This window comes from Halobacillus sp. HZG1, from assembly GCF_035818575.1.
Lineage (GTDB): Bacteria > Bacillota > Bacilli > Bacillales > Halobacillaceae > Halobacillus > Halobacillus litoralis.
Genome location: NZ_JAYLVQ010000037.1, coordinates 1 through 11,756, shown reverse-complemented (window position 1 = coordinate 11,756; position 11,756 = coordinate 1). Strand labels below are relative to the sequence as shown.

The following is an 11,756-nucleotide window of genomic DNA, read 5'->3' as shown; positions in this document are numbered from 1 at the left end:
AGGGGGATGGAAGCATGGAGTTTCGTTATTTGCCCATGACAGAAAGAGATAAAAAAGAAATGCTGAATGTCATCGGTGTTGAGCAGTCCGATGAACTTTTCTCAGATATACCGGAAAGTATCCGTTTTAAAGGTGATTTACAAATCAAAAAACCTAAAAATGAATTTCAACTGATGAAAGAGTTAACGGAGCTGGCTGGAAAGAACGTCGATTTGAAATCTCATACCTCTTTTCTTGGTGCGGGTGTTTATGATCATTACATTCCTTCTATTGTAGATCATGTCATTTCAAGATCAGAATTTTACACGGCTTATACTCCTTATCAGCCTGAAATTTCTCAAGGTGAGCTGCAGGCCATTTTTGAATTTCAGACAATGATCTGTGAATTGACAGGGATGGATGTAGCAAACTCCTCCATGTACGATGGAGGGACGGCTTTAGCTGAAGCCGTTAACTTGTCTGCCGGTCAAACGAAGAAGAAGAAAGTACTCGTGTCAAAAGCGATTCATCCTGAGTCCTTAGCTGTTATCCATTCCTATGTTAAAGGACCAGGCGTGGAAGTGGTGGAGATCGACCATAAGGACGGTAGAACAGATCTTGAGCAATTAGAAAGAGAAATCGATGAGGACACGGCAAGTGTGGTGGTTCAGTATCCGAACTTCTTCGGTCAAATCGAACCACTGGACCAGGTTAAAGCTATTGTAGATACACAGAAAAAAGCGATGATGATCACATCAAGCAATCCCCTTGCTTTAGGGTATTTAACGCCCCCGGGGGAATTTGGAGCCGATATCGTTGTCGGAGATGCCCAAGTGTTTGGAATACCTGCACAGTATGGAGGTCCTCACTGCGGATATTTTGCGACGACGAAGAAATTGATGAGAAAAGTGCCGGGGAGACTCGTTGGGCAGACGGTGGATGAAGAAGGCCGTCGCGGCTTCGTATTGACCTTGCAGGCTAGAGAACAGCATATCCGTCGGGATAAAGCCACTTCTAACATATGTTCCAATCAAGCCTTGAATGCTTTAGCTTCTTCAGTAGCCATGTCTTCGCTTGGTAAACAGGGCTTGAGAAAAATGTCCTGGATGAATATCCAGAAAACAGCCTATATGAAGAAGCAGCTCCAGGAAAAAGGCGTGGAGGTTGTTTTTGACGGGGCATTCTTTAATGAAATTGTAGTGAAATTGAATAAAGACGTGAAAGAGCTCAACCGCCTCCTTCTTGAGCAGGGGATCATCGGAGGATACGACCTTGGTGAAGTCGATGAAAAACTGAAGAACTGTATGTTAGTTGCCGTAACAGAGATTCGGACAAAAGAAGAGATTGATATGTTTGTCAAGGAAGTGGGGGATCTTCATGTCTAACCAGGACTTTCCGTTAATATTTGAATTGAGTCAAGAAAGTCGTACGGGATATAGCTTACCAGAGTTCGATGTGCCGGAAACAGATGTCGATGACATGATTGGAGCAGGCTATATCAGAAAAAGTGAACCAGATCTGCCAGAAGTAAGTGAGCTGCAAATTATGCGCCACTACACGGGCCTTTCCAAAAGAAATCACGGGGTGGACTCAGGTTTTTACCCCCTTGGTTCCTGCACGATGAAATATAATCCAAAAATGAATGAAGATGTAGCTAGGCTGACTGGATTCAGTCATATCCACCCTTATCAGCCTGTAGAAAGTGTTCAGGGAGCATTACATTTAATGTACGATTTGCAGGAATCTCTGGCTGCCATTACAGGCATGGATACCGTTACCTTACAGCCGGCTGCCGGTGCTCATGGGGAATGGACGGGGTTAATGATGATCCGTGCTTACCATGAAGCAAGGGGAGAGTCAAACCGGACGAAAGTCATTGTACCGGACTCTGCTCATGGTACGAATCCTGCCTCAGCTACAGTCGCTGGTTTTGAAGCGGTAACCGTGAAGTCGGATGAGAGAGGACTTGTTGACCTGGAAGACTTAAAACGAGTAGTCGATGAACAAACGGCAGCTCTAATGCTTACCAACCCGAACACTCTTGGTTTGTTTGAAGAGGATATCGAAGAAATGGCGGCCATTGTGCATGAAGCCGGCGGAAAGCTTTATTATGATGGTGCAAACCTCAATGCCATTCTTGGTTATGCACGACCAGGGGACATGGGCTTTGACGTGGTTCACTTAAATCTTCATAAAACGTTCACAGGCCCTCACGGAGGCGGAGGACCAGGTTCAGGTCCAGTCGGAGTTACCGCTGAATTCGCTGAATATTTGCCAGCACCGATTTTGAAGAAGGAAAATGACTTGTATGTGTTTGATTATGACCGCCCACAATCAATTGGAAGAGTGAAACCTTACTATGGGAACTTTGGCATTAACGTCCGTGCCTATACGTACATCCGTACGATGGGGCCGGAAGGGTTGAAAAAAGTGAGCGAATACGCCGTCATCAATGCGAATTACATGATGCGACGCCTTCAAGAGGAATTCGATCTACCATTCGATCGTCATTGCAAGCACGAATTTATCCTGTCTGGTAAACGTCAGAAAAAGCTTGGGGTCCGCACATTGGATATGGCGAAGCGTCTTCTTGACTTCGGCTATCATCCACCGACTATTTACTTCCCGATCAATGTGGAAGAGGCTCTCATGATCGAGCCGACGGAAACGGAATCAAAAGAAACGCTGGATGATTTCATTGATCGGATGATTCAAATCGCACACGAAGCGGAGAATGATCCTGAAAAAGTTCAAGAGGCACCTCATACGACGATTGTGAGTCGTATGGATGAAACGCAAGCTGCACGGAAGCCTGTTTTAAGATATCAAAAAGAACAATAACAAAACCCGGAGTCCATCTACATATGGACTCCGGGTTTTATCTCTTAAACTCTATAGTTTAAGTGGAGAAAAGAAAATCCCGGTTCTTTGAGAACCGGGAGGGTGGTTACTTTTTCGTTTTGACTTTACCATTCCACTTTTTGAATCCACCTTCAAGCATATTGAGGTCTTCATATCCTTGCTTGTGGAGCATCATTGCGGCACGTGCGGAACGGGCGCCGCTTTGGCAGTATAGATAAACAGGTTTGTCTTTGCGGATTTCAATAAGGCGGTTTTTCATTTGAGACAATGGTATATTTCTTGCCCCAAGAATGTGGCCGCCATCAAATTCCTTCGGTTCACGAACATCAATCAACTGGGCTTTTCTGTACCCTTCGCGGAACTTGTCTTCCGGTAATGTGGTCATGATTTTTCTAGCTTTGAAGAATCTATACAAACCGAAAGCGATAATTAATAGGATCGCTGCGATTAAGATCCATAAATCCATCTTTCCATCCCCCTCATTTCTCTATTCCTCTATCTATTATAGGAGGGAATGAGGAGTATTTCAAAAAAATTTTTCCGAAACATGTGTGAAATTGTTATTTTGTCGAGGATTGTAGTAGGTGATAGGATGCAAATGATGAAAAAGCTGAAACAACCAACAAGGGAGAGGTTTTTCTTTTAATCTCTGGGATATACGTTTAATATCTCAAGATTTTCCGATTGACAAGTTTCTACATATTCGTTCAACAGCACAATATATGGTGACTGAAAATTATCACAACACAATATATTGATTATCTTTTTGCAGATGTGGTATGTTACATATATCAAATGAAAATTACTTAGTTTTTAGTTTAAAGGGAGAGATGCAAAATGCAGACGACCACCTCCATAGATGTACACACAAAAATTGATGTGCAACGCCTCAATGCAGATATAAGGCAGTTTCCACAGGTTCATGAAATTACTGAATCCATGGCAATCACACACAAAGGTGTCTCACGACTTGTGATGCTGGACAGGTATGCGTTTAAAGATACAGAAAAGTTGACTCTTGCAGAGGGTGATTTCGTAGTTCTTACAGTTAAGGACGATCCGAAGTTCCCTGCCCGTGGTTTTGGGTTTATTCATTCTATTGATTGGCAGACTCACCAGGCTATAGTAAGGGTGGAAGATGAATTCCTAAATGTTCTTGAGCATGAAGAGGAACGAAAAACAGGTTTGATCAAGCGTAGCCTTGACACGATCGATAAACCTTTGGAAGTCTACTATGAGCAGATTGCCCTTCGTAATGCTTCGGGGCTTTCTGAAGTAGAAACAGATACGGAAAAGAAACAACAAAGCTTCAATGACTTCTATGAAGAGTTATCGGAGTTGAATTTCATTCCAGCCGGACGTGTTTTGTATGGCGCAGGTTCTCAAACCGATGTCACATATTTTAATTGTTATGTGATGCCATACATTCAAGACTCTCGTGAAGGCATATCGGATCATCGTAAGCAAGTGATGGAAATTATGTCCCGTGGAGGTGGAGTGGGAACGAATGGCTCAACACTACGTCCTCGGAACACGCTGGCTAGAGGAGTAAACGGCAAATCTTCAGGTTCCGTTTCCTGGCTCGATGATATCGCTAAGCTTACACACCTTGTCGAACAAGGTGGTTCAAGACGCGGGGCGCAAATGATTATGTTATCTGACTGGCACCCTGACATTCTTGAATTTATTATTTCTAAAATGCAAAATACGCGAATTCTCCGTTTCCTCATTGAGAATACCGAAGATGAAACGATCAAACAATTGGCTAAAGATAAATTGAAATTCACCCCGCTCACAGAAACAGAGAGGGACTTGTACCAGAGTGTGGTCAATTATAAACACATCCAAGGGCAAGGAGGATTTACGGATCAAAGCATTCAAGAAGCAGAAGAAAAGCTTCACCTCGGCGGGAACTATACCGTTCATAACTCTGAATTTTTGACAGGCGCCAACATTTCTGTGTGTATCACGAATGAATTTATGGAAGCTGTGGAAAATGATGCTGCTTATGAGCTTCGTTTCCCGGATGTTGAAAATTATTCAGCTGAAGAAATGAAAATCTACAATGAAGAATGGCATCAAAGTGGAGATGTTCGTGAATGGGAGGCGCGTGGATTCGATGTGCGCACCTATCGTACAGTAAAAGCCAGCGAATTGTGGAACCTTATCAATATCTGTGCTACGTATTCGGCTGAACCAGGCATATTCTTTATTGATAATGCCAATGAGAAAACAAATGCAACAGCATATGGACAGAAGGTAGTCGCTACAAACCCTTGTGGTGAACAGCCACTTGCTCCTTATTCTGTATGTAATCTCGCTGCAGTCAACCTGGCAAATGTTGCAGACAAGGAACGCAAGCAGGTCGACTTTGAAAAGCTCAAGAAAACGGTTCGTCGTGGTGTCCGTATGCAGGACAATGTCATTGACGCAACTCCGTATTTCCTGGAAGAAAATAAAGTGCAGGCCCTTGGTGAACGAAGAATTGGTCTTGGTGTTATGGGCCTTCATGACTTGTTGATTTATTGTGAGACCACTTATGGATCTGAAGCAGGAAACCAACTGGTCGATGAAATTTTTGAAGCTATCGCTACCACGGCCTATCGTGAGTCGATTGAACTTGCAAAAGAAAAAGGCAGTTTTCCATTCTTAACAGGAAAAACGCAGGAAGAAACGAAAGAACTGCGTGAACGTTTTATTCAGACGGGCTATATGAAGGAAATGCCGGAAGATATACGCCAAGATGTACTGACGTATGGAATTAGAAACTCCCATCTCTTAACTGTTGCTCCTACAGGAAGTACTGGTACTATGGTGGGCGTAAGTACCGGACTTGAGCCTTACTTTTCATTCTCCTATTACCGAAGCGGTCGTTTAGGTAAATTTATTGAGGTGAAGGCAGATATTCTTCAGGAATATTTGGATGCTCATCCGGAACAAGATCCCAATGAGTTGCCGGATTGGTTCATTACCGCAATGACAATGAGCCCGGAGGCACACGCAGATACACAGTGCATCATCCAGCGCTGGGTAGATAGCAGTATTTCCAAGACAGTCAATGCTCCAAAAGGGTACACCGTTGAACAAGTGGAAAGAGTGTACCAACGTTTATATCGTGGAGGTGCCAAAGGTGGTACGGTCTACGTTGATGGAAGTCGGGATAGTCAAGTATTATCTTTAAAAGCAGAAGAGAATGACTTCGAGGGAGAACAGACGGAACTGTTTGAATCGGAAGACAAAAAACCTCATGTTGTACTTATGGACACGATCCATGAGCTAGATAAGACAAACGTTACAATCGGATCTGAAGTAGGAGATACGTGTCCCGTTTGTCGCCAGGGTACGGTTGAAGATATAGGTGGTTGCAATACTTGCACGAACTGTAATGCGCAGTTGAAGTGTGGATTGTAATAACACAACCGGTCGTTTTTAACGGCCGGTTTATTTTTTTGATTCCTTTCATTGTGTTAAAGATCAAGTACAGGCCTTGCTTGTCACTGGTAGGAATCTGGTGTATCATTTTAATGTGGAAACATATGCTATAAAAACCGTCCACCATACAGTGTAGGGCGTGTACATAAGACAGGGTATTGGGGGTTCAACATGCCGACACCTAGCATGGAAGATTACATTGAACAAATCTATATATTAATTGAAGATAAAGGTTATGCACGAGTTTCTGATATAGCTGAAAATCTCCAGGTACATCCATCCTCCGTTACGAAGATGGTTCAGAAACTTGATCGAGACCAATACTTGAACTATGAAAAATATCGAGGATTGATTTTAACACCAAAAGGAAAGAAAGTCGGAAAGCGTCTTGTTTATCGTCATGAACTATTGGAACAGTTCCTGGAGATTATCGGGGTCGATCAGGAGAATATTTATGATGATGTTGAAGGTATTGAGCACCACATGAGTTGGAACTCTATCGACCGTATTGGTGATCTCGTTCAATACTTCGATGAGAAGCCAGAGCGTGTGAGTGCGTTAAGAGAAGTTCAGAAAAAGAATGAAGAACAGAATGATGAGTGAAAAGACGCATGGGATCCCATGCGTCTTTTTTTATGACGAATTTTTTATACACCTCATTGATCCGTTATCCTGATATTATTGTAATATTTTATATATGCTTTAGGTCTTCATCGGCCATTTCGTAACCGAATGCCTCGGAAAATGTGCAGGCGGGGGAACTATTAATTGCCAGCGAAAGACAAGGTATAGCATCTTAAATAGCCTTGCCTTTGAATTCGTCTGCTTTCGTTCTAATTTGCCAAACCCGTGTTTATAATGAAGTAAAGTGGGGTGAAGCAGGATGAAAGTGGACGGTGTTTTTTCCGGCGGCGGTGTGAAAGCCCTTGCTTTCATTGGAGCTCTTGAAGAACTAGAAGAGCAAGGGTACACATTCAAACGAATGGCAGGAACATCGGCTGGTGCCATTTTGGCTAGTTTGACAGCCGCCGGCTACACAGCTAGAGAACTGAAGGAAAGACTCAATCATCTTTCGTTTCTTAGTTTAGTAGACGTTCCATTGTCAGATCGCCTGTTTCCATTTATGAAATGGCTTCTTTTGTATTATCGGATGGGGCTGTATAAAGGGAATCAGTTGGAAAATGTATTAGAGGAGTGGCTTGGTGAAAAGGGCGTGCGTACTTTTGCGGACTTACCGTCCGGGTCATTAAAGGTGATATGTTCTGACCTGACTTTAGGAAGAATAGTTGTGATCCCTGATGATTTGAAGAAAGTGTACGGCATTGATCCTGCTACTTTCTCTGTAGCCAAAGCTGTAAGGATGAGCTCAGGACTCCCCTACTTTTTTATTCCTGTAAAAATTCACGGAAAACGTGGAAGGTCCATTATGGTAGATGGTGGAGTGTTGAGTAATTTCCCTCTGTGGATTTGGGAAAAGCCGGATGGCTGTCGTACCAGACCTATAATCGGAATGAAGTTAAGTGATGAACCAGATAAATTACCAGAACAGAAAATCAAAAATGCCATCCAAATGTTCCATGCACTTTTTAAGACGATGCAGCAAGCCCACGATGCAAGGTACATTTCCAAGGCGTTGAGTAAGGATATTATCTTTATCCCGGTCAGTGGAGTAGAAACAACGGATTTTGATATGAGTAAAGAAGAAAAAGAAACCTTGATGGCGTTAGGTCGTGAACATGCAAGTAAATTCTTGAAACGATGGAGCAGATGAACCAAAATACGAAATAAAAAAATCGAGCCATTAGAAGGTGGCTCGATTTTTTCCTTTGCTTTTACTGCCTTCAATTACACGAAGCTGTGGTCCACTCGAACGTTTCCGGTTTTTTCTACCTAATGCAGACGCTTTGGTCTGGGCTTTGGCTACAGGGCTTTTCTTAATGGCAGGTGTTGGCTGCTTGTATTTTTGTTTGGATTGTTTGACTGCTTGCTTGTATTTCTTCATTTCATTTCGGTTTCCACCTGCTGCCCCTCCTATACCGCGCTTGCGGAGGAAGAAGAAGTAGATGGCACCGTAAATGAGAACAGCGATTCCGATCATCATAACGATCGAAGTGAGAAAGCTGGTTGTGTTCGTAAACAACTGAACGCCAACAAAGAAAATGGCTAAACCAATCAATGTGTAAATGACAGGAGTCATCCAATTACGCATGATATTTTCCTCCCTTCTCGTAGTGGTCGACTATGAATATCTGGTTATTGAACTATACCCTTATTTCAACACTATTCATCATCAGATGCGGCGGATGGTAGGCTATTATGTGCTATTTAAGATTGTGTCCTTTATAGAATAAAATATGCAGGCCCATCATTATTTTTGAATGGTGAAAGAGTACGTTTTAGTAAACTCTTTCCTTCAAAGGGGCTTGTTTAAACAATAGAGTATTAAATTTGGTTGGACTTTTATTTTACCTCAAATTCGTATGAAGCACTAGCCCAACAATCGAAAAGAGCATGAAAAAATTGGGGTTGGTTAAAATGAGAATAGAGGTGATGAAGATGGCTGAAAAACAAAAAGACCAAAGACAACAAGAGCCACAGCAAAGTGTCATAGCAAAAGCATTAGTCATAGGGTTTACTGCCGGGATTTTATGGAGTGGTTTAGGTGCGCTTGCGTATTATTTCAATTTCACAGAAGTGTCTCCTGCCTCCTTCGTTTTCCGATCATTCTGGCAGACGGATTGGACGGGTACATGGCTTGCTGAAGTACTAGCTGTTCTTATTCTAGGGATATTATCTTTAGGGACAGCTCTTATTTACTATCTTCTTCTGAAAAAAAAGAATGGGATGTGGCCAGGTGTTTTTTATGGAATAGGGCTCTGGGCGGTCGTTTATCTTCTATTAACCCCCATCTTTCCAGCAATTCCGGCTTTTATGGAACTAAATAGTGATACATGGGTGACAACTGGTTGTTTGTTTATTTTATACGGGGTTTTTATCGGGTATTCCATCTCTTATGAATACAGGGAGTTCAATGAGACAGTGAATTCTTATTCAAATCAAGGGAGAGTATGATAAACTTAAAGTGTATGACAATTTTGGAAATGGTGGGATTGGTGAATGGGGAAGAAGCGGCTGTTTTTGATCAATGGGCCGAATTTGAATAGGTTAGGCAAGCGGGAGCCGGAAACATACGGAAAAAAATCTCTTGAAGATGTTGAGGTATTGGTCGAGCAAACGGCCTCGGAGCTCGGGTATGTAGTCACATCTTTTCAGTCCAATCATGAGGGGGATCTCGTCGATTGGATTCAGCGGGCTGAAGAAGAGGCTGAGGGGATCATCATAAACCCCGCAGCTTATACACACACAAGCATTGCTTTAAGGGATGCCATAAGTGCAATCTCAAAACCTGTGGTAGAGATCCATATTTCAAATGTCCATGAACGGGAATCTTTCCGCCATATCTCGATGTTAGCACCGGTTTGTTCAGGCCAAATAGTCGGCTTTGGAATCGATGGCTACCGATTAGCGACATTGGGGATGATCCAAAAGATAGAAAGTGAAGGGAGAAATCATTCGTGAGTAAACTTTCAAATTTAAGAAAATCGATTGCGTCAAATGAACTAGATGGCCTTTTAATTATGAGTCCGAAAAACAGAAGGTATATATCAGGCTTTGCCGGTTCTTCTGGAGCTCTTTTAGTGACGAGAGACGCAGCTGTTTTAATTACAGATTTCCGTTATACAGAACAAGCGGCAGAGCAAGCGAAGGAGTTTGAGATCCTCGAACATAAAACGCCTATGCCGAAAACAGTTGCTGAAAAAGCAAAAGAATTAGGTTTGAAACGGATCGGATTTGAAAAAGATCATGTTACCTATACGCTTTTCGAACAATATAATGAAGTTTTAGAGGCAGAACTCGTCCCTACGTCAGGCCTTGTGGAAAAATTACGCTTGATTAAGACGGATGAGGAGATTAGTATATTAAAGGATGCCGTTAAGATTGCTGATGATGCTTTCGAACATATTCTTAGTTACATAAAGCCTGGTGTGAAGGAGATTGATGTATCTAATGAACTTGAGTTCTTCATGCGTAAGCAAGGAGCGACCTCTTCAAGTTTTGATATTATCGTTGCATCAGGATATCGTTCAGCTCTGCCCCACGGTGTGGCTTCCGAAAAGGAAATCCAATCTGGAGAGCTTGTGACGCTTGATTTTGGTGCCCTTTACAAAGGGTATTGTTCTGATATCACAAGAACAGTAGCTGTAGGCGAAATCAATGATCAGTTGAAGGAAATCTATGATACCGTTTTACAGGCCCAGTTAAAAGGTATGGAAGGAATAAAAGAAGGCATCACGGGTAAGGAAGCCGATGCGCTGACACGTGATTATATAAAAAAAAAAGGGTATGGCGAATATTTCGGTCATTCCACAGGTCATGGAATTGGTTTGGACGTCCACGAAGGGCCTGGACTTTCTTTCCGTTCCGATGTCACTCTTGAAGAAGGCATGGTCGTGACGGTTGAGCCGGGCATTTATGTTCCGAACGTCGGAGGCTGCCGTATTGAAGATGATACAATCGTGACGAAAACAGGAAATGAACGACTGAGCAAGTCTACCAAAGAATTAATCACGTTGTAATTTAAAGGAGGAAGACAAATGATTTCAGTAAACGATTTTCGTACAGGACTGACAATTGAAGTGGATGGAGATATTTGGCAAGTAATGGATTTCCAACACGTAAAGCCAGGAAAAGGAGCGGCCTTTGTTCGTTCGAAACTCCGTAACCTCCGCAACGGAAATATTCAGGAAAAAACGTTCCGTGGTGGTGAAAAAGTAGAACGTGCACACATTGAAAACCGCAAAATGCAATATCTTTATGCAAATGGTGATATGCACGCGTTCATGGATATGGAGACATATGAACAAGTGGAAATTCCTACAGCTACTATCCAGGAACAATTGAACTATTTGAAAGAGAACATGGAAGTCCAAATCCAGTCATACGAAAGTGAAACAATCGGTGTTGAACTGCCGAAAAACGTTGAGCTTGAAGTTACAGAAACAGAACCTGGTATTAAAGGTGACACAGCAAGTGGCGGTACAAAACCTGCAACACTTGAAACCGGTCTGACTGTTCAAGTGCCATTCTTCATCAATGAAGGGGAAGTATTGGTCATCAGTACGACAGACGGCAAATACGTATCCCGTGCATAATCTTGCGTTTCGAAAAGAACTTGTCCGATCCGGACAGGTTCTTTTTTTTGTGTGAAATATCTATGACCCAAGGAAAAGACTTTTCCATATAAGCTTCCTTTTCTTGAAGACTCAGTTTCGAGACTTTTGTTGAGTGGATGGGGGCTGCGGGGAATAGCTCGCTTTCCGCGGGAGCGCGGTGAGCCTCCTCGGACTGCGTCCTGTGGGGTCTCACCCTGCACTTTTTTCCCGCAGGAGTCTCGCCATTCCCCTCCGCCCCTTTGCTATATC

At 42.8% G+C, this 11,756-nt stretch carries 11 protein-coding genes; 9 read left to right on the top strand and 2 right to left on the bottom strand.

Translation table 11 applies throughout. The features are described 5' to 3' along the window. Positions 1-14 precede the first annotated feature (14 nt). On the top strand, positions 15-1,364 hold the full coding sequence (gcvPA, locus tag VKA52_RS04955; protein WP_160914962.1) for an aminomethyl-transferring glycine dehydrogenase subunit GcvPA: 1,350 nt from the start codon (positions 15-17) through the stop codon (positions 1,362-1,364). Continuing rightward, complete coding sequence (gene gcvPB, locus VKA52_RS04950) at positions 1,357-2,820, top strand: aminomethyl-transferring glycine dehydrogenase subunit GcvPB (RefSeq protein WP_326314414.1); 1,464 nt, start codon at positions 1,357-1,359, stop codon at positions 2,818-2,820. Before gcvPA ends, gcvPB begins: the two co-directional genes overlap by 8 nt. A gap of 106 nt (positions 2,821-2,926) precedes the next feature. On the opposite strand, the gene VKA52_RS04945 is transcribed toward gcvPB, so the two are convergent. Further along, entirely contained in the window at positions 2,927-3,307 is a 381-nt protein-coding gene (locus tag VKA52_RS04945) for a rhodanese-like domain-containing protein (protein WP_160914958.1), read from the bottom strand. Between the two features lie 371 nt (positions 3,308-3,678). Here VKA52_RS04945 and VKA52_RS04940 point away from each other — a divergent pair, with 371 nt between their 5' ends. The 3 genes from VKA52_RS04940 to VKA52_RS04930 all read left to right on the top strand — a co-directional run bounded on the left by VKA52_RS04940 (position 3,679) and on the right by VKA52_RS04930 (position 8,044). After that, entirely contained in the window at positions 3,679-6,252 is a 2,574-nt protein-coding gene (locus VKA52_RS04940; protein ID WP_326314413.1) for a vitamin B12-dependent ribonucleotide reductase, read from the top strand. Positions 6,253-6,444: 192 nt separating this feature from the next. Beyond that, complete coding sequence (mntR, locus tag VKA52_RS04935; protein ID WP_160914954.1) at positions 6,445-6,876, top strand: transcriptional regulator MntR; 432 nt, start codon at positions 6,445-6,447, stop codon at positions 6,874-6,876. Positions 6,877-7,156: 280 nt separating this feature from the next. Then, positions 7,157-8,044: a patatin-like phospholipase family protein gene (locus VKA52_RS04930; RefSeq protein WP_160914952.1), complete on the top strand. Its 888-nt coding sequence runs from the start codon at positions 7,157-7,159 to the stop codon at positions 8,042-8,044. Positions 8,045-8,074: 30 nt separating this feature from the next. On the opposite strand, the gene VKA52_RS04925 is transcribed toward VKA52_RS04930, so the two are convergent. Beyond that, positions 8,075-8,482 (bottom strand): SA1362 family protein, encoded by a 408-nt coding sequence (locus VKA52_RS04925; RefSeq protein ID WP_206945694.1) that lies wholly within the window; start codon positions 8,480-8,482, stop codon positions 8,075-8,077. 347 nt (positions 8,483-8,829) lie between these two features. Between VKA52_RS04925 and VKA52_RS04920 the strand changes: the two genes are divergently transcribed. Genes VKA52_RS04920 through efp form a run of 4 tightly spaced genes read left to right on the top strand, consistent with a single transcriptional unit; the run spans position 8,830 to position 11,486 of the window. Next, the gene (locus VKA52_RS04920; RefSeq protein ID WP_160914948.1) at positions 8,830-9,345 is read left to right on the top strand and encodes a YqhR family membrane protein; all 516 of its coding nucleotides are present in this window, start codon (positions 8,830-8,832) and stop codon (positions 9,343-9,345) included. 45 nt (positions 9,346-9,390) lie between these two features. After that, a complete protein-coding gene (gene aroQ, locus VKA52_RS04915; protein ID WP_326314411.1) occupies positions 9,391-9,852 on the top strand; it encodes a type II 3-dehydroquinate dehydratase in 462 nt (153 codons plus the stop codon). Continuing rightward, positions 9,849-10,910, top strand: a complete 1,062-nt coding sequence (locus VKA52_RS04910) for a M24 family metallopeptidase (RefSeq protein WP_326314410.1) — start codon at positions 9,849-9,851, stop codon at positions 10,908-10,910. The genes aroQ and VKA52_RS04910 overlap by 4 nt, the downstream gene beginning before the upstream one ends. Positions 10,911-10,928: 18 nt before the next feature. After that, on the top strand, positions 10,929-11,486 hold the full coding sequence (gene efp / locus VKA52_RS04905; RefSeq protein ID WP_160914942.1) for an elongation factor P: 558 nt from the start codon (positions 10,929-10,931) through the stop codon (positions 11,484-11,486). Positions 11,487-11,756: the final 270 nt, after the last annotated feature.

Bases quoted from the DNA above. Each gene is read 5' to 3' on its own strand.
- aroQ (WP_326314411.1), top strand. From the start codon at position 9,391: ATGGGGAAGAAGCGGCTGTTTTTGATCAATGGGCCGAATTTGAATAGG.
- VKA52_RS04930 (WP_160914952.1), top strand. From the start codon at position 7,157: ATGAAAGTGGACGGTGTTTTTTCCGGCGGCGGTGTGAAAGCCCTTGCT.
- VKA52_RS04945 (WP_160914958.1), bottom strand. From the start codon at position 3,307: ATGGATTTATGGATCTTAATCGCAGCGATCCTATTAATTATCGCTTTC.
- mntR (WP_160914954.1), top strand. From the start codon at position 6,445: ATGCCGACACCTAGCATGGAAGATTACATTGAACAAATCTATATATTA.
- VKA52_RS04940 (WP_326314413.1), top strand. From the start codon at position 3,679: ATGCAGACGACCACCTCCATAGATGTACACACAAAAATTGATGTGCAA.
- VKA52_RS04925 (WP_206945694.1), bottom strand. From the start codon at position 8,482: ATGCGTAATTGGATGACTCCTGTCATTTACACATTGATTGGTTTAGCC.
- efp (WP_160914942.1), top strand. From the start codon at position 10,929: ATGATTTCAGTAAACGATTTTCGTACAGGACTGACAATTGAAGTGGAT.
- gcvPA (WP_160914962.1), top strand. From the start codon at position 15: ATGGAGTTTCGTTATTTGCCCATGACAGAAAGAGATAAAAAAGAAATG.
- VKA52_RS04920 (WP_160914948.1), top strand. From the start codon at position 8,830: ATGGCTGAAAAACAAAAAGACCAAAGACAACAAGAGCCACAGCAAAGT.
- gcvPB (WP_326314414.1), top strand. From the start codon at position 1,357: ATGTCTAACCAGGACTTTCCGTTAATATTTGAATTGAGTCAAGAAAGT.